Below are 22,176 nucleotides of genomic sequence, written 5' to 3'. Positions count from 1 at the left end.
AACGAGTGTGACCGCCCGTGGTGCACAGACCACGAAATCCCGTGGGGGCGAAGTTGTCTTGCGTGGTGGGGAAGCTACGTGTTTCCGTGGGGGTAACACGCGGAACATGGTGGCTCCGGCAGCGCAATCGCTGTGGCACCCGTCTGCATCCGCTCGGAAATCTTGAGGGTGCGCTCGCAAAAATAAATCGCTAAAGAGCCGGCGGGGACCCACCGAAAACCAGTGCAACGGGCCTTGCACCAGGGTTCGTCAGGCAGCCAGCGCTTCGCTGGCGCGACTTTGGCAGCGATGCCCGACTTATCAGTTTGAAGGAGCTCTCATGGCCTCGATCATCAACACCAACATCAGTTCGCTCACCGCGCAGCGCAACCTCTCGGGCAGCCAATCCTCGCTGGCGACCTCGATGCAGCGCCTGTCCTCGGGCCTGCGCATCAACAGCGCCAAGGACGACGCCGCCGGCCTCGCGATCTCCGAGCGCATGACGGCCCAGATCCGCGGCCTGACGCAAGCCGGCCGCAATGCCAACGACGGCATCTCGCTGGCGCAGACGGCCGAAGGCGCGCTGAGCACCATCGGCAACAACCTGCAGCGCATCCGCGAACTGGCCGTGCAGTCGCGCAACGCCACCAACTCGACCGAGGACCGCGCCTCGCTGCAGAAGGAAGTCACGCAGCTCAAGAGCGAAATCGACCGCGTCGCCAAGCAGACCTCGTTCAACGGCACCAAGCTGCTCGACGGCAGCTTCAGCGCCCAGTCGTTCCAGGTCGGCGCCAACCAGGGCGAGACCATCTCGATCGACTCGATCGCCAACGCCAGCATCAACTCGCTGGGCAGCTGGACCAGCGTGGACACCTACTCGGCCACGGTGACCGGCGCGGCGCCCGCGGGCTTCGGCGGCATCACCGCCAACGCCTTCACGATCAACGGCGTGGGCATCGGCGCGGTCAATGCCGGCACCGACGCGGCGACGCAGGGCGCCAACGTGGCGGCCGCCATCAACAAGAAGTCGAGCGAGACCGGCGTGGTCGCGACGGCCGCCGCCAGCGGCGCCATCACGCTGACCTCGAGCGGCAGCACGGCCATCACGGTCGGCGGCACGCTGACCAACACCGGCCTGACCGCCGGCCAGACGGCCGCGACCGTCACCGCCGCGGGCAGCGCGCAGACCGGCTTCTCCGGCCTGACGGTGGACACGGTGGACGGCGCCGACAACGCGATCCTCGCGATGGACGCCGCGCTGAAGGCCGTGAACTCCTCGCGCGCCGACCTCGGCGCGATCCAGAACCGCTTCGAATCGGTGGTCTCGAACCTCTCGACCTCGGCCGAGAACCTGACCGCTTCGCGCAGCCGCATCCAGGACGCCGACTTCGCGGCCGAAACCGCCAACCTGTCGCGCGCCCAGGTGCTGCAGCAGGCCGGCACGGCGATGGTGGCGCAGGCCAACCAGCTGCCGCAGACGGTGCTGTCGCTGCTGCGCGGCTAAGGCAGGAACAGGGGGCCGAAGGCCGGCCTCCTGCACGCTTCATCGCGGGGCGGCGAACGGACAATTCCGTTCGCCGCCCCGCGTTTTTTCCGTGGGCGGCAAGCGATTCCAGCATCGGAGAAAAGACATGGCCAGCATCACATCGACGGGCATCGGCAGCCAGCTCGACGTCGAATCCATCATCACGCAGCTGATGGCGATCGAGAAGAAGCCGCTGACCGCGCTGCAGACCACGGCGAGCACGCTCGACAGCAAGATCTCGGCCTTCGGCACGCTCAAGTCGCAGCTCTCGGCGCTGTCCGACGCGGCCACCAAGCTGGCGGCCGCCGCGACCTGGAACGCCAAGACCGCCTCGAGCTCGAACGCGACCGCGCTGAGCGCCAGCGTCACCAATGCCGGCGACGCCGTGGCCAGCAGCTTCACCATGCAGGTATCGCAGCTCGCGCGCGCGCAGGCCGTGTCCTCGAACGCGGTGGCCACGGGCACCGGCTTCGGGCTCGGCACCCTGAGCATCCAGCTCGGCGACTGGAACGACACCGACGCGGGCGGCCCGAACTTCGCGGCCGGCGACAAGCCGGCCATCGACATCAGCGTGAACGAGGGCGACAGCCTCTCGGCCATCGCGGCCAAGATCAACGGGGCCGGCGCGGGCGTGAGCGCCACCGTGCTCAAGGACCTCTCGGGCGAGCGGCTGATGCTGCGCTCCAGCAGCACCGGCGAGGCCGCGGGCTTCCGCGTCACGGCCACGCCGCTGGGCTCGGGCGACGGCGCCGATCTCGGCCTGCTGGCCTTCGACGGCACCGGGCAGGGCATGGGCGCCAACCCGGTGCAGTACGCGCGCAATGCCGAGGCCACCATCAACGGCGTGACGATCCGCTCGGCCACCAACGTGCTGGCCGACACCGTGCCCGGCGTGAGCCTCACGCTGTCGCAGGTGACGACTTCGCCGGTCGAGGTCGCCGTGGCCACCGACACCTCGGGCCTGCGCGGCACGATCCAGGCCTTCGTGACGGCCTACAACACGATGAACCAGACGCTGAACTCGGCCACCGCCTACGACGCGGCGAGCAAGACCGCGGCGCTGCTGCAGGGCGATTCCACCGCCGTGAGCCTGCAGAACGCGCTGCGCAGCCTGGTCGGCGCGCCTTCGGGCGGCGGCGCGATCCAGCGCCTGAGCGACCTCGGCATCACGGTCGCCAAGGACGGCGCCGGCAACCTCGCGCTCGACACCGCCAAGCTCGACACGGCACTGAAGAACCCGGCCGCCGTGCAGCAGTTCTTCGCCGCGCCGCAGAACACCCTGGACTCCAGCGCCACCGGCTTCGCCACGCGGCTGTCGGCCTTCACCCAGGCCGCGATCGCCACCGACGGCACGCTCGACACCCGCACCCAGTCGCTCAAGGCCCAGCGCAAGGACAACGACAAGAGCCAGGACAACCTCAGCGACCGGCTGACCCTGACCGAGAAGCGGCTGCGCGCCCAGTACACGGCGCTGGACACCAAGATGGCCTCGCTGACCGCGCTCAACACCTACATCACCCAGCAGGTGGCGCAGTGGAACAAGTCCACCAGCTGAAGCGCCGGGCCCGCGGGCCTCAACTTCCGCGCCGGAATGCCGATAAAGAAGGCATAGACACCGGAACAGGAAGCCGCACCATGTACACCTCGCCCGCAGCCCGCGCCGCCCAGGCCTACTCCAGAGTGGGCGCCGAATCGGGCGTGGACGCCTCGACCTCTCCGCACCGGCTCATCGAGCTGCTGTTCGACGGCCTGCTGCAGGCCATCCATGCCGCCAGCGGCGCGCTGGCGCGCGGCGACGTCGCGGCCAAGGGCCAGCAGATCATGCGCGCGGTGCGATTCCTCGAGGAGGGCCTCAAGGGTGGGCTCGACGAGGCCCGGGGTGGAGAACTCGCGGTTACACTCCGCGCGTTGTACGACTATTGCATCAACCGCCTGACGGTCGCCAACCTCCGCAACGACGGGGCGGCCCTGGCGGAAGTGGCCTCGCTGATCGCACCGGTCGCACAGAGCTGGAAACAGATCGGGCCGTCCCAGCCCGCGCAGGCCGCCTGAGGCGTCCTTGGAGTCCTTCATGCAAGAGCGACTGCTCGACTACTACAAAGCGATCGAAGCCGCGAGCAAGCAGATGCTCGAGGCCGCCCGCATGGAAGACTGGGAAGGCGTGGTGCGCTGCGAAGGCGCCTGCGCCGTGCTGATCGAGCAGCTGCGCTTCAAGGCCACCTCGCTCGAGCTGCCGCGCACCGACCGCGCCGAGAAGACCCGCGTGATGCAGCGCATCCTGCGCAACGACGCCGAGATCCGGCTGCTGGCCGAGCCGTGGATCGCCGACCTCGACCACCTGTTCGATTCGCGGCTGCAGCTGATCCACTGAAGAGGAAGGTCCGACACCGCCGGCAAGGCGGCGGCACGGTCCGGCAAGACAGGCGGGCAGGGCGCCCGTCGCCTCACACCTGCATGTTCATGATGTCGCTGTAGGCCTGCACCATGCGGTTGCGCACGTGCATCGTGGCCTGGAAGCCGATCTGCGCCTTCTGGATCGCGACCATGGTCTGCTCCAGGCTGACGTTCGGGTTCTCGAGCTGAACCTCGCGCTGCAGCGCGCCGGCCTGGTTCTGGGCGGCGCTCACCGACTGCAGCGCGCCCGAGAGCGCGCCGGCGAAGCCGCCGCCGCTGCCCTCGGCGGCCGAGGGCGCGGTGCGCGCCGTGCGCGCGAAGGCCTGCGCCGGGGTGGGCGAAGTCAGCGGTGCGAGTCGGAGGTCCATGGGCACCGATGCTACGGGCGCTCGGCCGTTCGCGATCGCGGGGAAATGGGCAGGAAAGCAGCCCTTTATCGGGCTTATGTGGGACGGGGGCGGCCCGAATAATCGCAGCGAGCACGAAGCGCCTTCCGCGCCGTGCGAACCGACCCGCACCGCCGAGCCCATGTCCACCGCCGTCGCCGAACTTCCCGCCGCCCAGTCCGCGTCCCTTGCCGCCCCGGCCTGGCAGGGCCGCCTCGCGTCGCTCGACCGGCGCCAGCGCCTGCGGCTGGCGATCGGCGCCGCGCTGCTGGTGGCGCTGGCCGTGGCCGCCATCGTGATGGGCCGCCAGGCCGACTGGCGCGTGCTCTACGCCAACCTCGGCGACAAGGACGGCGGCGCGATCGTCGCCCAGCTCGCCCAGATGAACGTGCCCTACAAGTACACCGAGGGCGGCGGCGCCGTGATGGTGCCGGCCGACAAGGTGCACGACGTGCGCCTGCGCCTGGCCTCGCTGGGCCTGCCCAAGGGCTCGGTGGCCGGCTTCGAGCTGATGGAGAACAACCGCTTCGGCATGACCCAGTTCCAGGAGAAGCTGAGCTTCCAGCGCGGCCTCGAGGGCGAGCTCACGCGCTCGATCCAGGGCCTGGCCTCGGTGCAGAGCGCGCGCGTGCACCTGGCGCTGCCGAACCAGAACGGCTTCTTCCGCGAGCAGCAGAAGCCCTCGGCCTCGGTGTTGCTGACGCTGCATCCGGGCCGCACGCTCGAGCGCAGCCAGATCGCGGGCATCGTGCACCTGGTGGCTTCCAGCGTGCCCGAGCTCGCGCCCTCGGCCGTGAGCGTGGTCGACGACAGCGGCAAGCTGCTGTCGCAGACCGGCGACGGCGCCACCGGCGGCGCGGGCGCCGGCGAGGGCCAGCAGCTGCAGTACGTGCAGCAGATCGAGCAGCAGTACATGCGCCGCATCCTCGACATCCTCGAGCCGGTGGTGGGGCGCCAGAACGTGAAGGCGCAGGTCACGGCCGACGTGGACTTCTCGCAGAGCGAGGCGACCATGGAGGAGCACCGCCCGAACCAGGCGGCCGAGGCCGGCGCCGTGCGCAGCCAGCAGACGGTGGAGACCACCGGCGCCGGCGCCACGCCGCCCGCGGGCGTGCCGGGCGCGACCTCGAACCAGCCGCCCGGTGCCTCGTCGGCGCCGGTCAACGGCCCGGCCGCGGCGCTCGCGCCGGCCGGTGCGGCGGCCGCGGGAGCCGCGGCGCAGCGCCCGCCGGGCAAGCGCGAGTCCACCATCAACTACGAGGTCGACAAGACCGTGAAGACCGTGCGCAGCGCCACCGGCCAGATCCGCCGGCTCAGCGCGGCGGTGGTCGTCAACTACCAGGGCGTGGCCGATGCCGCGGGCAAGGTGGTGCCGACCGCGCTGTCGGCGCAGCAGGTCGAGCAGATGACGGCGCTGGTGCGCGAGAGCATCGGCTTCAACAAGGAACGCGGCGACTCGGTGAACCTGATGAACACGCCGTTCCTGGTCGACGCGCCGGTGCAGGTCGAACTGCCGCTGTGGAAGCGCCCCGAAACGCTCGAGCTGGCGCGCAGCTTCGCCTGGCCCGTGGGGCTGGTGCTGATCGGCGCGATCGTGCTCCTGGGCATGGTGCGCCCCGGCCTCAAGGCCATGGCCGCGGCCAAGCCGCTGCCCGGCAGCATCACGCCGGCGCTCGGCGGTCCCGCCACCGGCAGCCAGCTCAACGCGATGGTGGCCGACACGCCCGAGCGGCCCGCGCTCGGCGCGCCCGAGGCGGTGGCCGTGCCCTCGCCGCAGGAACAGGTGCCCGAGCAGATGCGCCTGGAGGGCGCGCGCCAGATGGCGCGGCAGAACCCGGTGGCGGTGGCGAACATCGTCAAGACCTGGGTCCACGGCTGAGCGGAAACCAGACAGATGGACGAACAGGGACTCAACGACGCGGCGATCCTGCTGATGTCGCTCGGCGAACAGGAAGCCGGCGAGGTGCTGCGGCACCTGTCGCCGCGCGAGGTGCAGAAGATCGGCGAGACCATCGCCAAGACCCGCGCGGTGTCGCGCGAGCGCCTCGGCGAGGTGGCCGACCGCTTCATCACCGCCACCGCGGGCCAGAGCCTGTTCGCGGCCGACACGGGCGACTACGTGCGCTCGGTGATGCGCCACGCGCTCGGCGAGGAGAAGGCCTCGATCCTGGTCGACCGCATCCTGCAGACCGCCGACCTCAGCGGCATCGAGAACCTCAAGTGGATGGACGCGCCCTCGGTGGCCGAGGTGCTCAAGCTCGAGCATCCGCAGATCGTGGCCGCGATCCTGGTGCACCTGGAGCCCGAGCACGCCTCGGCGATCCTGCTGCAGCTGCCCGACCTGCAGCGCGCCGAGGTGCTGCTGCGCGTCGCCACGCTCGAGGGCATCCAGCCGGCCGCGCTCGAAGACCTCAACGAGGTGATGTTCCGCGTGCTCTCGGGCGGTGCCAAGGTGCGCAAGCCTTCGCTGGGCGGCCCGCGCACGGCCGCCGGCATGATCAACCTGCTGGGCAGCGGCGCCGATGCGCAGGCCATCGCGGCGATCCGCAACCACGATGCCGAGCTGGCGCAGCAGATCGCCGACCTGACCTTCGTCTTCGACGACGTGATGAAGCTCGACGACAAGTCGCTGCAGCTGGTGATGAAGGAGATCGCGTCCGAGACGCTGATCGTCGCGCTCAAGGGCGCGGCGCCGCCGCTGCGCGACAAGTTCCTCTCGAACATGTCCTCGCGCGCGGCCGAGGCGCTGCGCGAGGACCTCGAGGCGCGCGGGCCGCTGCGGCTGTCGGAGGTCGAGGCGCAGCAGAAGGAAATCCTCAAGGCGCTGCGCCGGCTCGCCGACGAAGGCCAGATCATGCTGGGCGGCGGCGATGGCGGGTTCGTCTGATGGGCGCGCGCATGACGCTTGCTGAAACGACGGAGGTCCGGGCGTGAGCCGCGGTGCCTTCATCCGCGGCGAGGACGTCGCGCGCTTCGCGCGCTGGCAGTTCGCCGCCGTCGGTGCCGAGGGCAACGTGCTCGGCGGCGTGGTCGATCCCGAGGCGATCGAGGAGGCGCGCCAGCAGGGCCGCGACGAAGGCTATGCGGCCGGCCGCGCCGCCGCGCAGGCCGAGGCGCGCGAACAGATGGAGGCCTACCAGGCCAACGAGGGCCTGGAGGCCGCGCAGCGCGTGGCCGCCTTGCTCGCAAGCGCCGAGGCGCAACTGGCCGAGGTGCAGCAGGAGCTCGCGCGCGGCACGCTCGAGATCGCCTGCGCGCTCGCGCGCCAGGTGCTGCGCCAGGAGATCGCGACGCGGCCGGCCGTGCTCGAGCCCGTGGTGCGCGAGGCGCTCGCGATGCTCGCGGTCGATGGCAAGGCCAGCGCCGTGCGGCTGTCACCCACCGATTTCGAGAGGCTGGGCGTTGCCCTGCGCGCCGAGTTCGAGGGCCAGCCCGTGAGCGTGGTGGCCGACGCGGGCATCGCGCCCGGCGACTGCCTGGTCGAATCGGCTGGCACCGTCATCGATGGCGGCGTGGCCACGCGCTGGTCGCGCGCGGTCGCGGCGCTGGGCCTGGCGATGCCGTGGCAGGACGACGCGGCGCCGAAGGACCCGGATGCGGCTGGCTGACCCGCTCGACTGGCGTCAGTTCATGGCCGACGCGCAGGCGCGGCTGGCGCACGACGCCGGCCTCGAGGCGCGCGGCACGCTGACCCGGCTCACCGGCCTGGTGCTCGAGGCCTCGGGCATCCGCGCGCCCGTGGGCTCGCAGTGCCTGGTGCGCATGGGCAGCCAGCCCGCGGTGCTGGCCGAGGTGGTGGGTTTCTCGAACGACCGCGCCTTCCTGATGCCGGCCGGCGAGGTGCAGGGCCTGTCGAGCGGCGCCAGCGTGGTGCCCGCCGCCCCCTATGTGCCGGTGCCGCGGCTCGGCGAGGCCGATCCCGGCATCGCGCCGCGCGTGGGCGCGCTGCGCCTGCCGCTGGGCGATGGCCTGCTGGGCCGCGTGGTCGACCCGCAGGGCCATGTGCTCGACGACCTGGGCCCGCTGACGGAGGTCAGCGCCGAGCCGCTGGAACGCGCGCCGATCAACGCGATGGACCGCGACCCGGTGCGCGAGCCGCTCGATACCGGCGTGCGCGCGATCAATGCCTTGCTGACCGTCGGCCGTGGCCAGCGCATCGGCCTGTTCGCCGGCTCGGGCGTGGGCAAGAGCGTGCTGCTCGGGATGATGGCGCGCTACACCGCCGCCGACGTGATCGTGGTCGGCCTGATCGGCGAGCGCGGCCGCGAGGTGAAGGAATTCATCGAGGACATCCTCGGCCCCGAGGGCCGCGCGCGCTCGGTGGTGGTGGCCGCGCCGGCCGATTCGCCGCCGCTCTTGCGCATGCAGGGCGCGAGCTATGCCACCGCTGTGGCCGAGCATTTCCGCGACCAGGGGCTGCACGTGCTGCTGCTGATGGACTCGCTCACGCGCTATGCGATGGCGCAGCGCGAGATCGCGCTGGCGATCGGCGAGGCGCCGGCCACCAAGGGCTATCCGCCCTCGTGCTTCGCCAAGCTGCCGCGGCTGGTGGAGCGCAGCGGCAACGGTCTCAACGGCGTGGGCTCGATCACCGCCTTCTACACCGTGCTGTCGGAGGGCGACGACCAGCAGGACCCGATCGCCGACGCCGCGCGCGCCATCCTCGACGGCCACATCGTGCTGTCGCGCGCGCTGGCCGAGGAGGCGCATTTCCCGGCCATCGACATCGAGCAGTCGGCCTCGCGCGTGATGCACAACGTGGCCTCGGCCGGCCACCTCGAATGCGCGCGCCACTTCCGCGCCATCTATTCGCGCTACCGCAAGAGCCGCGACCTGGTGCGCGTGGGCGCCTATGCCGCGGGCAGCGACCCGGCGCTTGATCAGGCCATCCGGCTGCAGCCCGCGATGACCGCGTTCCTGCAGCAGCGCATGCACGAGAGCGCGCCCTTCGATGTCAGCCTCGGCGGCATGGCCGACGTGCTCGAGGGACGGCAGCCATGAGCGGCCTAGAGATAGCCGCCGACATGGCGCGCGACCGGCGTGACGCCGCGGTACAGGTGCTCGCGCAGGCGCGCCAGAAGTGGCTCGCGGGCCAGGTGCAGCTCGACCAGCTCGAGAGCTACGCGCAGGAATGCACCGCGCGCTGGGCCACGCGCTCGCTCAACTGCACGCCCGAGCTGATGCGGCACCACTACCAGTTCATGGAGCGGCTCGATCACGCGATCGCGCTGCAGACCGGCATCGTGCGCGAGCTCGGCCAGGGCGTGGAGCGCGCGGCCGTGCCGGTGCGCGAGGCCGAGGCGCGGCTCGAGAGCCTGCGCCAACTCGTGCAGGCGCGCGAACGCGAGCTCCAGCTGCAGGCCGATCGGCGCGCGCAGAAGCAGACGGACGAGCAGGCGGCCTTGCAGCATCGGCGGCACGGCGAACGGTCGGAGGAATGGCGATGAGCGTCGAAGTCGCGCGCACGAGCGTCGATCCCTTGCTGCCCGCGCGTGCGCCGGCAGCGCGCGGGCCAGGCGGCGCGGCCGATGCCTTCGACCGGGCGCTCGAGGGCGCGAATGAATCACAGGCCTCGGAGGCGGCGGAAGCGGCCGGCGAGGAGGGCGCTTCGAGGCCCGCGAAGACAGCCGCCGCGGGTACGGCGAAAGAGGACGAGAAGGCCGACGAGGTGCTTGCCGGCGCACCCGTGCCCGCAACCACGCAGCCGGCCGTCGAGCCCTGGATGCTGCTGGCGCAGGGCGCCTTCGTGAGCCGCGAGGGCAAGGCGGGGGACGTGCACGTCGCCACGGCCGAGGCCGCTGTCGATGCCGTGGACGGCGCCGGAGCGGGGCCGAAGCCCGCCAAGGGAACGCCCGCGTTGCCGACGACGCCTGGCACCACGCAGGACGCCGCTGCCGATGTGCTCGCCGCGCCCGCCGCCAAGCCGAATGCAACGGCGACCGTGCGCGGCACGGCGCAGCGCCTGGCGAACCTGGCGGCGGCCGATGCCGCGGCCGCGCCGCCACGCACCGCGCCGTCGCAGCCCCTGCCGCCGAAGGAGGAACTCGCCGCCGCCTCGTTGTCCGCGCAGGCGCGAACGATCCAGGCCGCGGTGACGGAAACCGTCGCCACCGTGGCCGCGCCGCGCCGCGCCGAGAAAAGCACCGAGCGCGGCAGCTCCACCGGCACGCTCGCCGATCCCGGCAGCGCGACGGCGGGCACGTCCTCCTCCGCCCCGGCACCGTCGGCCTGGATGGCGCCCGTCGATGCGGCCTCCGCCGCCGCCTCGGCCGGCGGCGCCATGCTCGCCGACCGCATGACCGAGCAGGTCAGCTGGTGGCTGGCGCAGAAGTCGCAGGGCGCCGATGTCTCGCTCGAGCTCGCGCCGGGCCAGACCGTGTCGTTCAGCGTGCAGGTGCAGGGCAACGAGGCGCAGATCGCGTTCCGCAGCGACCAGCCCGAGGTGCGCCAGATGCTGGGCCAGGCCGCGGCGCAGCTCAAGGACCTGTTCGGGCAGGAGGGGCTGCTGCTGTCGGGCGTGACCGTGGATGCGCAGTCCGCGGGCACGCAGCAGCGCGGCGAGGGCGAAGGGCGGCCCGATGCGCGTGGCGTGGTGCGCGGGGTCGCGCGGCTCGGTGCGGCCTCCGCCTCGGCGCCCGCGCCAGCGGTCGTGCGTGCGCCGCTGCCGGCGGGGCGTGCGCTCGATCTGTACGTCTGAGCGGTTTTCCCCCCTTTTTTCCGCCCCTTCCCGCGGCCCTCGCGATCGAATAATCGACCGCACGAGGATGGCGATGGCCGCCGTCCGTGCCCCCAAGGAAATCCACCGTGTCCGCCAAAGCCGCCGACCCCGCCATGGCCAATGCCGCGCCGCCGCCCAAGGGCAGGATGAAGCTCATGCTCGGCATCGTCGTCGCCGTGCTGCTGGCCGGCGGCGCCGCCGCGGGCGGCACCTGGTTCTTCCTCAACAAGAACGGCGCCGCGGCACCGGCCGCCGCCGCCGATGCGGAACCCGAGCCCGAGGCCAAGCATGCCGATGCCACCTACCTGGCGCTCGAGAACCTGATCGTGAACCTGGCCGACCCGGGCGGCGAGCGCGTGGCGCAGATCGGCATGACGCTCGACGTGAAGGACGAGAAGACCGCCGCGCGCCTGAAGACGCTGATGCCCGTGGTGCGCAGCAAGATGCTGATGCTGGTGTCGCAGCGCACCTCCGAGGAACTGCTCAAGCGCGACGGCAAGGAGAAGCTGGCCGAGGACGTGATGCTCGAGGTGACGCGCGTGCTCAACCCCGAGTCGGCACGCGGCGACGACGACGAGGCGCCGCGCCGCAGGAAGCCGCGCGCGAACGGCCCGGTGCGCGGCGTGCTGTTCTCCAGCTTCATCGTGCAGTGAGCCCGACGCGCCCATGAGCAGCAGCGAACAGGACACCGAGGCCGCGCCCGAGGCGGCGGCCCCCGCCGACACCGCCGAGCGCATGGCCGACGCGGCCGCGCGCGACTACGACATCACGGCCGGCGAGGAGCGGCTGGTGCGCCGTCCCATGCCCACGCTCGACGTGGTGCACGACCGCTTCGCGCGCAACCTGCGCCAGGGCCTGTTCCAGCTCGTGAGCCGCAGCGCCGACATCGCCATCGAGCCGGTGCAGCTGCTGCGCTTCTCCGATTTCCTCGGTGCCTTGCCGCTGCCGTCCAACTTCAACATCGTGGCGATGCCGCCGCTGCGCGGCCGCGCGCTGGTGGTCTGCGAGTCCACGCTGATCTCGGCGCTGGTCGATGCGCTGTACGGCGGCTCGGGCACGGTGCATGCGCCGATCGAGGGCCGCGACTTCTCGCCGACCGAGCAACGCGTGATCCAGCGCGCGCTCGGCGCGATCTGCCAGGCCTACAACACCGCCTGGCAGGACGTGTATCCGCTCAAGCTGGTGCCCGACCGCTCCGAGACGCACGTGCAGTTCGTCGACGTGGCCGCGCCCGGCGACACGGTGCTGGTCAACCTGATCAAGGTCAGCGTGGCGGGCGTCACGGGCCACATCCACGTCTGCCTGCCTTACGCCTCGCTGGAGCCGATCCGCTCGGTGCTCTACGGCGCGCAGCAGGCGCGCGAGATGGCCGAGGACCGGCGCTGGGTGACCATGCTCACGCGCGAGATCCAGGCCGCCGAGGTCACGCTGGTGGCCGAGCTGGCCCATCCCGAGGTCACGGTGGCGCAGCTCATGAGCATGAAGCCCGGCGACTTCATCCAGTTCGACCGCCTGCCGCAGCTGGTGGCCTCGGTCGAGGGCGCCCCCGTCTTCATCTGCCACTACGGCACCCACAACGCGCGCTACGCCTTGCGCATCGACGAATGCCTGCGCGGCGACGACCCGCACTGGCTTGGAGGTTCACATGTCCACTGATCAAGCCACCCCCGACAACGCCGCCGGCGGCTGGGCCGAGGCGCTCGAGGAAGTGCCCGCGGGCGCCGCCGCTGCGGGCGCGGCACCGCTGCAGGACATCCAGCGCGTGCTCGACATCCCGGTGCAGCTCTCGGTGGAGCTGGGCCGCAAGAAGGTGCCGATCAAGCAGATCCTGCAGCTGGGCCAGGGCTCGATCGTGGAGCTCGACACGCTCGCGAGCGAGCCGATGGACGTGCTGGTCAACGGCTACCTGGTCGCCCAGGGCGAGGTGGTGGTGGTCAACAACAAGTTCGGCATCCGGCTGACCGACGTGGTCGCGCCGGCCGAGCGGCTGCGCCGGCTCAACCGGGTCTGAGGCGGCCTTCCCTCCGTTTGTCTCCATGACGCAGAGCCTGCTCACCATCGTCGTCTTCATCGGCCTGATCTGCGCCGTGCCCTTCGTGCTGCGCCGCCTGCAGCAGCGCCGCGGGCTCGGTGCGGCCGGCGCGGGCGGTTCCGCCTCGCGCCTGCTGTCGGCGGTGGCGGTCGGGCCGCAGCAGCGCGTGGTGACGGTCGAGGTCGGCCCCGAGGGCGCGCGGACCTGGCTGGTGCTGGGCGTGACCGGCCAGTCGATCACCTGCCTGCACACGCTGCCGGCCGCGTCTTCCGAGGTGCCGCATGCGCAACTGCCGCGCTAAGGCCTTCGCGGCCGTCGCGCTGCTCGCGCCCGCGTTCGCCTTCGCGCAGGAGGCCGGCGGCCAGCTGCCGCTGCTGGTGGGCTCGGGCAGCGGCGGCACCAGCTTCTCGGTGCCGGTGCAGACCTTGCTGTTCTTCACCGCGCTGTCGTTCCTGCCGGCCATCGTGCTGATGATGACCGGCTTCACGCGCATCGTGATCGTGCTGTCGCTGCTGCGCCAGGCGCTGGGCACGCAATCGGCGCCGCCCAACCAGGTGATCATCGGCCTGTCGCTGTTCCTCACGGTGTTCGTGATGGGCCCCACACTGGACCGCGTCTACGACGAGGCCTACAAGCCCTACAGCACCAATGCGATCGGCTTCGAGGAGGCGCTCAAGCGCGCCGAGACGCCGATGCGCCAGTTCATGCTCAAGCAGACGCGCCAGAGCGACTTCGCGCTGTTCGCGCGGCTGGCCAAGCTGCCGGCCGACGTGAAGGCCGAGACCGCGCCGATGCGCGTGCTGATCCCGGCCTTCGCCACCAGCGAGCTCAAGTCGGCGTTCCAGATCGGCTTCATGATCTTCATCCCGTTCCTGGTGATCGACATCGTGGTCTCGAGCGTGCTGATGTCGCTCGGCATGATGATGCTGTCGCCGGTGCTGGTCGCGCTGCCGTTCAAGCTCATGCTGTTCGTGCTCGCGGACGGCTGGAACCTCCTGATCGGCTCGCTCGCCGCGAGCTTCGCCACATGAACGCGCAGATGGTCCTGACCATGGGGCAGGAGGCGCTGGTCATGCTCCTGACCGTGTCGCTGCCCGTGCTGCTGGTGGTGCTGGTCGTGGGCCTGGTGGTGAGCATCTTCCAGGCCATCACGCAGATCAACGAGGCCACGCTGGCCTTCGTGCCCAAGCTGGTGGCGGCCGTGGCGGTGTTCGCGCTGGCCGGGCCGTGGATGCTTGCCACGCTGGTCGACTACATCCGCCGCGTGATCGAGTCGATTCCGCAGATGGTGCTGTAGCGCGCCTTCTTCCGTTGCCGTGCTGACCTTCACCGAAGCCCAGCTCATGGCTTGGGTCACGCCCGTGCTGTGGCCCTTCCTGCGCGTGCTGGGCGTGTTCACCACGGCACCGGTCTTCTCCTCGCGTGCCTTTCCGGTGCGCGCGCGCATCGGGCTGGCCTTCATGGTCGCGCTGTGCGCGCAGGCCACGCTGGACACGCCGCCGATGATCGGCCTCAACGATGCCGCGATGCTCGGCACGCTGGTGCAGCAGGTGGGCATCGGCATGGCGATCGGCTTCTCGGTGCGCATGGTGTTCGCGGCGGTCGAGTTCGCGGGCGAGCTGGTCGGGCTGCAGATGGGGCTGAACTTCGCCTCCTTCTTCGACCCCGTGAGCAGCGGCCAGACCAGCGCCGTGTCGCGCTTCTTCGGCAACATCGCGGTGCTGTTCTTCGTGGTGATCAACGGCCACCTCACGGTGCTGATGGCGGTGATCCGCAGCTTCGAGGCCTTCCCGGTCGGCGGCAGCCTGCTGCAGGCGCTGGCGCGCACGCGCATGCACGAGCTGGGCACCGACCTGTTCGCGAGCGCGATGTGGATCGCGCTGCCGATGATCGGGCTCCTGCTGTTCGTCAACTTCACGCTGGGCATCGTCTCGCGCGTGGCGCCGCAGATGAACATCTACGCCATCGGCTTCCCGGTCACGCTGACCGCGGGCCTGGCCGGCATCGCGCTGGTGCTGCCGATGATGGAGCAGCCGCTGCTCGCGCTGATGGAGCGCATGATCACGACCGCCGCGGGCGGGCGCTGAGTCAGCCCAGCCGCTCGCGCAGCAGCTCGAGCGCTTCTTCGGCCGTGCGCGCGATGCGGATCGAGCAGGCCAGCATCAGGTTGAGCGGCAGCTCGAAGCCCTCGACCGCCATGCCGTTCGCGTCGCGCAGCGTGCCGTTCGCATCGCGCCGCGTGGGCAACGCGGCTTCGACGCGTGCCGCGTAGCTGCCCTCGGGAATGCCGTAGCCCACCACCGGCAGGCCCAGCGCGATCGCCACGCCGACCTCGAACACCGTGCCCGAATCGGGCTCGGTGCCGCGGAACGGCGACAGGTCCGCGATCACGCCCGAGGCGCGGCGCAAGAGCGCCATGTTGGTGTCGTAGATCGCCTGCGCCACCTCGGCCGGCGGCGTGGCCGGGCCGCTCGCGTCCTCGGCCGGCGGCAGCGCCTCGAAGCCGCGCGCCGCGCAGGCCTCGACCAGGCGCTGCAGGCGTTCGGTGGCATCGGCGCGAAAGACATCGGGGCCGGCGAGGTAGACGCGCCGCACGCGGTCGGAAGCTGCGTTCATGCGCCGAGTATGCGGCGACGCGGCGCGCATGCGCGTAGGGCGATGCGCCCTGGCATTTCGCATCGGGTCGCGCCACAAAAAAAACAGCCCGCACGAGGCGGGCTGGAAGGTGACCTGCGGAGGAGGGAGGATCAGAGGTACAGGTCACAGGGAGAGCCCTTAATGTGCGCTCCGAACCTGCATGCAACCTGACCGTACGCGCCGTTTGGCCCTTTGAGGCGCGCGCTCATTCTGGGCTCATTCTTCGTGGCGACGGCGCCCGGTTCAGTCCTCGTCTTCCCATTTGCCGATGACCGTGCCCAGCACGGTGAAGGCGAGCCGGATCGGCTCGTGCGCGGGATTGAGCGGCTGCAGCCAGCGCCGGCCGTCCTCCTGCTTGAAGGCCTTGAAGGTGACCTCGCCGCTGGCGTCGAGCCTGGCGACGATGCGTTCGCCATCCATGGGCTGCACGCGCTGCGGGTCGACGAAGATGATCGCGTCGACCGGATAGCTCTTGAGGTGGCCGCTGGGCGCGGTCATGCTGTCGCCGCGCACGCGAACCGCATAGGCCAGCTCGCTGTGGCGGCTCACGCAGGGAATCCACATCTCGGCCGGCACCGGTTGCGGCGGCGGCGCGGGCGGCAGCTTGCCCTTGCGCAGCTCGCGCACGTTCAGTGGCAGCGGCGGCGGGGCCGGCGGTGGCGGTTCGGGGATGGTCGGGCCGGTCCAGGTGGCGGCCTGCTCCCAGGTGATCAACGGCACGGTGCCGGGCGTGCCGGGACGGTAGAACGGGATCGGCGGCGGCACGCGCGTCACGCGGTAGGGGCCGTCGCGTTCGCTCGCGGTGTAGTTCGAGCGCGGCAGGGCTGCTTCTTCCCAGGGCGCGCTGCACTCGCCGGTGACCAGCCAGATCGGATCGCAGCCGTAGGCTCGCGCGAGTTGCACCAGACCCGAGGGCCGTACGGTCTCTCCGCGTTCGATCTTCGAGATGTCGGATTGCCGCACGCCCGAGAGTTCCTCGGCTTGCCGTTGAGTCAATTTGGCGTATTTGCGAGCCGCCAGCGCCCGTGCCGCGAGTGGATCTTCCATGGGCGCGAATTTAAGCGTGAGGGAATATTCACTCTCAACTCTAGAATGGGCGAAAGGGAGTCAGCCATGAAGCCACAAGAGCTCGTACTGGCGCTTCGCGCCATGGGACTTACGCAGAAGCAGATCCAGAAACGGACCGGCATTCCGCAACCCACCATCAGCAAGATCGGTCGCTACGGCGACCGCGACGTGATGCTGCGCACCTACGACGCGCTGCGCGCCGCCTACGAACAGCAGCTCAAGGAAGGGCCGGTGGCGCCGCGGGCGCCCAGGGGCCGACCTTCGACGCGCGCCGCGCCGGCCGAGCCCGTCGCACCGGGATCGGCACCCGCGGCTTCTGCTCCCGCACCGGCGTCCACGCCGGCCAGGGCCGGCACCTCGTCCCGTCGCCGGCCCGCGTTGCCCCCGGTGGTGCTGCGCCCCTTTCCGCGCGGCCCGCTGCCTTGGCCCGCGATGCACCGCGACTGATCGATGCGCCGGGCAGGCCATGCCGTGCCAGGGCTTCGAGGGCAAGCTGCGCATCCTGTTGCTGCTGGTGTCGGCGGCGGTGATCTGTGCCGGCTGGCAGGCCGGCAACATGCTGGCCCTCGGTCTCGGCGGTTTTGGCCTGGCCCTCGGCGCGGCGCTGGCGCTGGCCGCGCCCGATCGCGAATCGCTCAGGCGGACGCGGGCGCTTCGGCGGGCGGCAGCGCGAGCACGGTGCGCACGCGCACGCAATCCTTGATGTGCTGTTCGCCCAGGGCACGCAGCGCGGCATAGCCGAGCGCGGCCGACACCACCTGGCCGGCGATCGGCACGTACTTGGTGGCCTGCTTGGCCGTGAGCCGCATGCCGGCATGGCGCGCGAGCTTGATCAGCAGCTCGCGCGTGACCAGCCGGCCGACCAGCAGCGCGCCGACGGTGGTGGCGGCCTTCTGCACGCGTTCGCGCTGGTGCGTGCCGAGGCGGTCGATCTGGGTCACCGAGAGCCCGAATTCGGCGCTGATCTGCGGCACCAGCCGCGAGAGCAGGGCGGCATCGGCCATCCAGTCCACGCCCGGCAGCGGCACCGCGCTGGCGGCCGCGGCCATCAGGGCCTTGCGGCCGAGCAGGCGCCGGCTGCGGTGGATGGCGGCGATCAGCTTCTCGTCGCCCTGGGCCAGTTCGATGGCGGATGGCATGCGATGCACCTCCCGGGTGGTCGTCGGATGGATGGGGATCTTCCGATAGATGGTCCGGCCGGGCGGTGGTTCAAGGCCTGCAAGCGTTACAGGCGTTTCAGGCCCGTCACGCGCTCAGGGCTTCCAGCTGGTCCGACAGCGCGAGCCAGCGTTCCTCGAGCTGGCCGATCTCGTCGTTGAGCGCCTTGAGCCGCTTGCCGGCCTCGGCGATCTCGGCCGGCGGCAGCGGCTCGGCCAGCCGGGCCTCGAGGGCGGTACGCTCGCTGCCGGCCGCGGCCATGCGCTCGTCGATCTTCGAGAGCTCGCGCTTCAGCGGCTTGGCCTGCTCGCTGCGCTGCTGGCGCTCCTGGGCGTCCTGCTTGCGAGACGCGGCCGGCGGTGCCACGGGGGCGGGCGCGGCCACCGGCGCGGCGGCGGCTGCGTTCGCCACCTTGGCTTCCTCGCGCAGCCGCTTGGCCTCGTCGAGCAGGTAGCGCTGGTAGTCGTCGAGGTCGCCGTCGAAATCGCCGACCACGCCGCGGCCCACGAGCCAGAACTCGTCGCAGACCGAGCGCAGCAGCGCGCGGTCGTGGCTCACGAGCATCAGCGTGCCCTCGAACTCGTTGAGCGCCACGGCCAGGGCCTCGCGCGTGGCGAGGTCCAGGTGGTTGGTGGGTTCGTCGAGCAGCAGCAGGTTGGGCCGCTGCCAGACCATCATCGCGAGCACCAGCCGCGCCTTCTCGCCGCCGCTCATGGTGCCCACGGGCTGCTTCACCATGTCGCCGCTGAAGTTGAAGCTGCCGAGGTAGCCGCGCAGCGCCTGTTCGCCGGTGGCTTCCTTCACGCTGCTGCCGAGTTCGCGTGCCATGCGCACCATGTGCTCGAGCGGGTTGCTCTCGGGGTGCAGCACGTCGAGTTCCTGCTGCGCGAAGTAGCCGATGTTCAGGCCCTTGCCCTCGGTGACCTGGCCGGCCAGCGCGCCCATCTCGCGCGCGATGGTCTTCACCAGCGTCGACTTGCCCTGGCCGTTGGCGCCCAGGATGCCGATGCGCTGGCCCGCGAGCACCGAGCGGTTGACGCCGCGCAGGATGGTCTTGGGTTCCTCGTTCTCGATCTCGTAGCCGAAGCTCGCGTTGCTGATCGACAGCATCGGGTTCGGGATGTTGCCCGGCTCCTTGAACTCGAAGCTGAAGTCGGCCTCGGCCAGCAGCGGCGCCACGCGCTCCATGCGCTCGAGCGCCTTCACGCGGCTCTGGGCCTGCTTGGCCTTGCTGGCCTTGGCCTTGAAGCGGTCGATGAACTTCTGCAGGTGGGCGATCTTGTCCTGCTGCTTGACGAAGGCCTGCTGTTGCTGCTCCATCTGCAGTGCGCGCATGTCCTCGAACTTGCTGTAGTTGCCGCCGTAGCGCGTGAGCTGGGCGTTGGCGATGTGCAGGGTCACGTCGGTCACGGCGTCGAGGAACTCGCGGTCGTGGCTGATGACGATCATGGTGCCCGCGTAGCGCTGCAGCCAGGCTTCGAGCCAGACCAGGGCGTCGAGGTCCAGGTGGTTGGTGGGTTCGTCGAGCAGCAGCAGGTCGCTCGGGCACATGAGGGCGCGCGCGAGCTGCAGCCGCATGCGCCAGCCGCCCGAGAAGCTGTTGACCGGCGCGTCGAGCTCGTGCGCCTTGAAGCCCAGGCCCAGGATCAGCGCCTGCGCGCGCGGCACGGCGTCGTGCTCGCCGGCATCGGCCAGGTCGGTGTAGGCATGCGCGAGCGCCATGCCCGCGTCGGCATCGTCGGGATCGGTCGTGTGCGCGGCCTCGGCCAGCGCGAGCGCTTCGCGCAGCTCGACCAGGCGGGTGTCGCCGCCTACCACGAAGTCGGTGGCCGACTCCTCGGTCTCGGGCATGTTCTGCGCGACCTGCGCCATGCGCCACTGCTTGGGCACGGAGAAATCGCCGCCATCCTCGTGCAGGGTGCCGTTGAGCAGCGCGAACAGCGTGGACTTGCCCGCGCCGTTGCGGCCCACCAGGCCGACTTTCTCGCCGGGGTTGAGGGTGACGGTGGCGCCGTCGAGCAGGACCTTGGCGCTGCGGCGAAGAATGACGTTCTTGAGAGTGATCATGAAATGGAGCCCAACCCCGGATTATCCGAGTTGGGCCGAAAGGGGGGCGGAATACGGGTACCGGACGCAGAGGACGCGAAGATTTCGCGAAGGACGCAAAAAAGAGATTTCCTGGTTTCTTTCGCGTCCTTCGCGAAATCTTCGCGTTCTTCGCGTCCGGTCAGCCCGCTTTCAACAGCGCATCTCGCGTGACCAGCAGCACCTGGTCGTCGCCGGCCGAGGTTTCGAGCCATACCACCTCGAGCTGCGGAAACGCCGCCTCGAAGTGCTCGCGCTCGTTGCCGATCTCCAGCACCAGCACCGCGTGCTCGCTCATGCGCGCGGGCGCGTCGGCGAACAGCCGGCGCACGAAATCCATGCCGTCGGCGCCGCCGGCCAGTGCCAGCTCGGGCTCGGCGCGGTATTCGGCGGGCAGGGCGGCCATGCTGTCGCTGTTGACGTAGGGCGGGTTGCACAGCACCAGGTCGTAGGGGCCGGGAGTGGCCGCGAGGCCGTCGGATTCGATCAGCGTCACGCGCGCGTCGAGCGCGTGGCGCGTGACGTTGATCGCCGCCACCTCGAGCGCCGCCACCGACAGGTCGGCCGCGTCCACCCTCACCTCGGGATAGGTCAGCGCCGCGAGCACCGCGAGACTGCCGTTGCCGGTGCACAGGTCGAGCACGCGCTGCGTGTGCTCGCCGAGCCAGTAGTCGATGGAGCCGTCGGCGATCAGCTCGGCGATGAAGCTGCGCGGCACGATGGCGCGCTCGTCCACGTAGAAGGACACGCCCTGCAGCCAGGCTTCCTTGGTGAGGTAGGCGGCGGGCTTGCGGCTCGCGATGCGCTCGGCGATCAGCGCCTCGACCTTGGCCGCGTCGGCCGGCGCCACCGGCGTGTCGGCCACGGCGTCGAGTTCGTCGAGCGGCAGCTTCAGGCGCCACAGCACCAGCCAGGCCGCTTCGTCGAAGGCGTTGGCCGTGCCATGGCCGAAGGCCACGCCGGCCTGTTCCAGTTGCTCGGCGCCGGCTTCGATCAGCGCGATGACGGTCTTCATGGCGCGAGCGCAGCGTCGAGCTGCTTCAGGGTGCGCAGGTAGATGTTCTTCAGCGTCTCGATCTCGGCCACGTCGATGTGCTCGTCGATCTTGTGGATGCTGGCGTTCACCGGGCCGAGCTCGACCACCTGCGGGCAGACCTTGGCGATGAAGCGCGCGTCGCTGGTGCCGCCGCTGGTCGACAGCTCGGTCTCGATGCCGGTCTCGTCGCGGATCGCGCCCTGCACGGCCGCGACCAGTTCGCCCGGCGTGGTCAGGAAGGGCAGGCCGCCGACGGTCCAGGCCAGCGTGCAGTCGACGCCATGCGCATCGAGCACGGCCTGCACGCGCTGCTGCAGCGACTCGGGGGTGGACTCGGTCGAGAAGCGGAAATTGAAGTCGATCACCGCGCTGCCCGGGATCACGTTGCTCGCGCCGGTGCCCGCGTGGAAATTGCTGATCTGCCAGCTCGTGGGCTGGAACCAGGCATTGCCGGCGTCCCAGCCGCCGGCTGCGTTGATCGCGACCAACTCGGCCAGCGCGGGCGCCACCGCATGCACCGGATTCTTCGCGAGGTGCGGGTAGGCGATGTGGCCCTGCACGCCCTTGACCGTGAGCTTGCCGCTCATGGTGCCGCGGCGGCCGTTCTTGATCATGTCGCCGCAGCGCTCGACGGCCGTGGGCTCGCCGACGATGCAGTAGTCGAGCTTCTCGCCGCGCGCGGCCAGTGCATTGCACACGACCACGGTGCCGTCGACGCCCGGGCCTTCCTCGTCGCTCGTGAGCAGCAGCGCCAGCCTCAGGCGCGGATCGGGCACGGCCTGCAGGAATTCCTCGATCGAGACCACGAAGGCGGCCACCGAGGTCTTCATGTCGCAGGCGCCGCGGCCGTAGAGCTTGCCGTCGCGGTGCGTGGGCGTGAACGGGTGGCTGGTCCATTGCTCGACGGGGCCGGTGGGCACCACGTCGGTGTGGCCCGCGAACACCAGCGTTTTCGTGGCGGCCGAGGCGTCGGCCGGACGGCGCACCGCCCACAGGTTGGTGACCCGGAAGTCCGCCGGACCGCTCTCGATGGTCTCGAGCGCGAAGCCCAGCCGCGCGAGCCGCTCGCCCAGGATCTGTTGGCAGCCCGCGTCGTCGGGGGTGACGGAAGGGCGCGAGATCAGTTGTTCGGCGAGCTGGAGCGTGCGGGACATCGGG

Annotated in this window: 25 protein-coding genes; 18 read left to right on the top strand and 7 right to left on the bottom strand. The window is 70.7% G+C overall.

The features are described 5' to 3' along the window. Window positions 1–319: 319 nt before the first annotated feature. From KV106_RS02020 to KV106_RS02005, 4 genes are all read left to right on the top strand, one after another. Window positions 320–1,483 carry a flagellin gene (locus tag KV106_RS02020; RefSeq protein ID WP_057591770.1) on the top strand — a complete coding sequence of 388 codons (1,164 nt, stop codon included), beginning with the start codon at window positions 320–322 and terminating at the stop codon, window positions 1,481–1,483. Window positions 1,484–1,610: 127 nt separating this feature from the next. After that, window positions 1,611–3,059: a flagellar filament capping protein FliD gene (gene fliD, locus KV106_RS02015; protein WP_057591769.1), complete on the top strand. Its 1,449-nt coding sequence runs from the start codon at window positions 1,611–1,613 to the stop codon at window positions 3,057–3,059. A gap of 80 nt (window positions 3,060–3,139) precedes the next feature. Next, window positions 3,140–3,556 carry a flagellar export chaperone FliS gene (gene fliS / locus KV106_RS02010; RefSeq protein ID WP_261205867.1) on the top strand — a complete coding sequence of 139 codons (417 nt, stop codon included), beginning with the start codon at window positions 3,140–3,142 and terminating at the stop codon, window positions 3,554–3,556. Window positions 3,557–3,575: 19 nt separating this feature from the next. Then, window positions 3,576–3,875: a flagellar protein FliT gene (locus KV106_RS02005; protein ID WP_057591767.1), complete on the top strand. Its 300-nt coding sequence runs from the start codon at window positions 3,576–3,578 to the stop codon at window positions 3,873–3,875. 73 nt (window positions 3,876–3,948) lie between these two features. Here the strand turns inward: KV106_RS02005 and fliE are convergent, their stop codons facing one another. Beyond that, window positions 3,949–4,266, bottom strand: a complete 318-nt coding sequence (fliE, locus tag KV106_RS02000) for a flagellar hook-basal body complex protein FliE (protein WP_093341675.1) — start codon at window positions 4,264–4,266, stop codon at window positions 3,949–3,951. 160 nt (window positions 4,267–4,426) lie between these two features. Between fliE and fliF the strand changes: the two genes are divergently transcribed. The 13 genes from fliF (at window position 4,427) to fliR (ending at window position 15,121) form a co-directional block, all read left to right on the top strand. After that, on the top strand, window positions 4,427–6,163 hold the full coding sequence (gene fliF, locus KV106_RS01995; protein WP_057598317.1) for a flagellar basal-body MS-ring/collar protein FliF: 1,737 nt from the start codon (window positions 4,427–4,429) through the stop codon (window positions 6,161–6,163). 15 nt (window positions 6,164–6,178) lie between these two features. After that, window positions 6,179–7,171, top strand: coding sequence for a flagellar motor switch protein FliG (gene fliG, locus KV106_RS01990; protein WP_057591764.1), 993 nt, complete (start codon window positions 6,179–6,181; stop codon window positions 7,169–7,171). A 43-nt stretch (window positions 7,172–7,214) separates the two neighbouring features. Further along, on the top strand, window positions 7,215–7,892 hold the full coding sequence (locus KV106_RS01985) for a FliH/SctL family protein (protein WP_057591763.1): 678 nt from the start codon (window positions 7,215–7,217) through the stop codon (window positions 7,890–7,892). Beyond that, the gene (gene fliI / locus KV106_RS01980; RefSeq protein ID WP_057591762.1) at window positions 7,879–9,285 is read left to right on the top strand and encodes a flagellar protein export ATPase FliI; all 1,407 of its coding nucleotides are present in this window, start codon (window positions 7,879–7,881) and stop codon (window positions 9,283–9,285) included. Before KV106_RS01985 ends, fliI begins: the two co-directional genes overlap by 14 nt. Next, complete coding sequence (locus KV106_RS01975; RefSeq protein WP_057591761.1) at window positions 9,282–9,731, top strand: flagellar export protein FliJ; 450 nt, start codon at window positions 9,282–9,284, stop codon at window positions 9,729–9,731. The genes fliI and KV106_RS01975 overlap by 4 nt, the downstream gene beginning before the upstream one ends. After that, entirely contained in the window at window positions 9,728–10,981 is a 1,254-nt protein-coding gene (locus KV106_RS01970) for a flagellar hook-length control protein FliK (protein WP_261205865.1), read from the top strand. The genes KV106_RS01975 and KV106_RS01970 overlap by 4 nt, the downstream gene beginning before the upstream one ends. A gap of 107 nt (window positions 10,982–11,088) precedes the next feature. Further along, window positions 11,089–11,655: a flagellar basal body-associated FliL family protein gene (locus KV106_RS01965; protein ID WP_057607213.1), complete on the top strand. Its 567-nt coding sequence runs from the start codon at window positions 11,089–11,091 to the stop codon at window positions 11,653–11,655. Window positions 11,656–11,668: 13 nt separating this feature from the next. Then, entirely contained in the window at window positions 11,669–12,658 is a 990-nt protein-coding gene (gene fliM, locus KV106_RS01960) for a flagellar motor switch protein FliM (protein ID WP_261205864.1), read from the top strand. Beyond that, the gene (gene fliN, locus KV106_RS01955) at window positions 12,648–13,013 is read left to right on the top strand and encodes a flagellar motor switch protein FliN (protein ID WP_057591757.1); all 366 of its coding nucleotides are present in this window, start codon (window positions 12,648–12,650) and stop codon (window positions 13,011–13,013) included. The genes fliM and fliN overlap by 11 nt, the downstream gene beginning before the upstream one ends. A 25-nt stretch (window positions 13,014–13,038) precedes the next feature. Continuing rightward, window positions 13,039–13,335, top strand: a complete 297-nt coding sequence (locus KV106_RS01950) for a FliO/MopB family protein (protein ID WP_057591756.1) — start codon at window positions 13,039–13,041, stop codon at window positions 13,333–13,335. Next, a complete protein-coding gene (gene fliP, locus KV106_RS01945) occupies window positions 13,316–14,065 on the top strand; it encodes a flagellar type III secretion system pore protein FliP (protein ID WP_057591755.1) in 750 nt (249 codons plus the stop codon). The genes KV106_RS01950 and fliP overlap by 20 nt, the downstream gene beginning before the upstream one ends. Next, on the top strand, window positions 14,062–14,331 hold the full coding sequence (gene fliQ, locus KV106_RS01940) for a flagellar biosynthesis protein FliQ (protein ID WP_057591754.1): 270 nt from the start codon (window positions 14,062–14,064) through the stop codon (window positions 14,329–14,331). Before fliP ends, fliQ begins: the two co-directional genes overlap by 4 nt. A gap of 19 nt (window positions 14,332–14,350) precedes the next feature. Next, window positions 14,351–15,121, top strand: a complete 771-nt coding sequence (gene fliR, locus KV106_RS01935; protein ID WP_057591753.1) for a flagellar biosynthetic protein FliR — start codon at window positions 14,351–14,353, stop codon at window positions 15,119–15,121. Between the two features lies 1 nt (window position 15,122). Here fliR and KV106_RS01930 read toward each other — a convergent pair whose 3' ends face one another. After that, window positions 15,123–15,650, bottom strand: a complete 528-nt coding sequence (locus KV106_RS01930) for a nucleoside 2-deoxyribosyltransferase (RefSeq protein ID WP_261205863.1) — start codon at window positions 15,648–15,650, stop codon at window positions 15,123–15,125. 264 nt (window positions 15,651–15,914) lie between these two features. Further along, window positions 15,915–16,718, bottom strand: coding sequence for a helix-turn-helix domain-containing protein (locus KV106_RS01925; protein WP_261205862.1), 804 nt, complete (start codon window positions 16,716–16,718; stop codon window positions 15,915–15,917). Window positions 16,719–16,784: 66 nt separating this feature from the next. Between KV106_RS01925 and KV106_RS01920 the strand changes: the two genes are divergently transcribed. Then, on the top strand, window positions 16,785–17,186 hold the full coding sequence (locus KV106_RS01920; protein WP_261205861.1) for a helix-turn-helix domain-containing protein: 402 nt from the start codon (window positions 16,785–16,787) through the stop codon (window positions 17,184–17,186). 188 nt (window positions 17,187–17,374) lie between these two features. Here the strand turns inward: KV106_RS01920 and KV106_RS01915 are convergent, their stop codons facing one another. The 4 genes from KV106_RS01915 to dapE form a co-directional block, all read right to left on the bottom strand. Further along, window positions 17,375–17,878: a hypothetical protein gene (locus KV106_RS01915; protein WP_057591751.1), complete on the bottom strand. Its 504-nt coding sequence runs from the start codon at window positions 17,876–17,878 to the stop codon at window positions 17,375–17,377. A gap of 106 nt (window positions 17,879–17,984) precedes the next feature. Further along, on the bottom strand, window positions 17,985–19,964 hold the full coding sequence (locus KV106_RS01910) for an ABC-F family ATP-binding cassette domain-containing protein (protein ID WP_261205860.1): 1,980 nt from the start codon (window positions 19,962–19,964) through the stop codon (window positions 17,985–17,987). A 160-nt stretch (window positions 19,965–20,124) separates the two neighbouring features. Next, window positions 20,125–20,997 carry a 50S ribosomal protein L3 N(5)-glutamine methyltransferase gene (gene prmB / locus KV106_RS01905; protein WP_057591749.1) on the bottom strand — a complete coding sequence of 291 codons (873 nt, stop codon included), beginning with the start codon at window positions 20,995–20,997 and terminating at the stop codon, window positions 20,125–20,127. Further along, a complete protein-coding gene (dapE, locus tag KV106_RS01900) occupies window positions 20,994–22,172 on the bottom strand; it encodes a succinyl-diaminopimelate desuccinylase (RefSeq protein ID WP_261205859.1) in 1,179 nt (392 codons plus the stop codon). Before dapE ends, prmB begins: the two co-directional genes overlap by 4 nt. Window positions 22,173–22,176: the final 4 nt, after the last annotated feature.

It is taken from the genome of Variovorax endophyticus (assembly GCF_025376855.1).
Taxonomy (GTDB): Bacteria; Pseudomonadota; Gammaproteobacteria; order Burkholderiales; family Burkholderiaceae_C; genus Variovorax.
The sequence above is the reverse complement of the archived record's forward strand: the minus strand, read 5'-3'. Positions and strand labels throughout refer to the sequence as shown.

Coding starts and splice junctions, on each gene's coding strand:
- fliD (WP_057591769.1), top strand. CDS start 1,611: ATGGCCAGCATCACATCGACGGGCATCGGCAGCCAGCTCGACGTCGAA.
- fliP (WP_057591755.1), top strand. CDS start 13,316: ATGCGCAACTGCCGCGCTAAGGCCTTCGCGGCCGTCGCGCTGCTCGCG.
- KV106_RS01930 (WP_261205863.1), bottom strand. CDS start 15,650: ATGAACGCAGCTTCCGACCGCGTGCGGCGCGTCTACCTCGCCGGCCCC.
- fliE (WP_093341675.1), bottom strand. CDS start 4,266: ATGGACCTCCGACTCGCACCGCTGACTTCGCCCACCCCGGCGCAGGCC.
- fliI (WP_057591762.1), top strand. CDS start 7,879: ATGCGGCTGGCTGACCCGCTCGACTGGCGTCAGTTCATGGCCGACGCG.
- KV106_RS02020 (WP_057591770.1), top strand. CDS start 320: ATGGCCTCGATCATCAACACCAACATCAGTTCGCTCACCGCGCAGCGC.
- prmB (WP_057591749.1), bottom strand. CDS start 20,997: ATGAAGACCGTCATCGCGCTGATCGAAGCCGGCGCCGAGCAACTGGAA.
- fliF (WP_057598317.1), top strand. CDS start 4,427: ATGTCCACCGCCGTCGCCGAACTTCCCGCCGCCCAGTCCGCGTCCCTT.
- KV106_RS01970 (WP_261205865.1), top strand. CDS start 9,728: ATGAGCGTCGAAGTCGCGCGCACGAGCGTCGATCCCTTGCTGCCCGCG.
- KV106_RS01910 (WP_261205860.1), bottom strand. CDS start 19,964: ATGATCACTCTCAAGAACGTCATTCTTCGCCGCAGCGCCAAGGTCCTG.
- KV106_RS01920 (WP_261205861.1), top strand. CDS start 16,785: ATGAAGCCACAAGAGCTCGTACTGGCGCTTCGCGCCATGGGACTTACG.
- fliG (WP_057591764.1), top strand. CDS start 6,179: ATGGACGAACAGGGACTCAACGACGCGGCGATCCTGCTGATGTCGCTC.
- KV106_RS01925 (WP_261205862.1), bottom strand. CDS start 16,718: ATGGAAGATCCACTCGCGGCACGGGCGCTGGCGGCTCGCAAATACGCC.
- KV106_RS01975 (WP_057591761.1), top strand. CDS start 9,282: ATGAGCGGCCTAGAGATAGCCGCCGACATGGCGCGCGACCGGCGTGAC.
- KV106_RS01915 (WP_057591751.1), bottom strand. CDS start 17,878: ATGCCATCCGCCATCGAACTGGCCCAGGGCGACGAGAAGCTGATCGCC.
- fliM (WP_261205864.1), top strand. CDS start 11,669: ATGAGCAGCAGCGAACAGGACACCGAGGCCGCGCCCGAGGCGGCGGCC.
- KV106_RS02005 (WP_057591767.1), top strand. CDS start 3,576: ATGCAAGAGCGACTGCTCGACTACTACAAAGCGATCGAAGCCGCGAGC.
- fliN (WP_057591757.1), top strand. CDS start 12,648: ATGTCCACTGATCAAGCCACCCCCGACAACGCCGCCGGCGGCTGGGCC.
- fliQ (WP_057591754.1), top strand. CDS start 14,062: ATGAACGCGCAGATGGTCCTGACCATGGGGCAGGAGGCGCTGGTCATG.
- KV106_RS01950 (WP_057591756.1), top strand. CDS start 13,039: ATGACGCAGAGCCTGCTCACCATCGTCGTCTTCATCGGCCTGATCTGC.
- dapE (WP_261205859.1), bottom strand. CDS start 22,172: ATGTCCCGCACGCTCCAGCTCGCCGAACAACTGATCTCGCGCCCTTCC.
- fliS (WP_261205867.1), top strand. CDS start 3,140: ATGTACACCTCGCCCGCAGCCCGCGCCGCCCAGGCCTACTCCAGAGTG.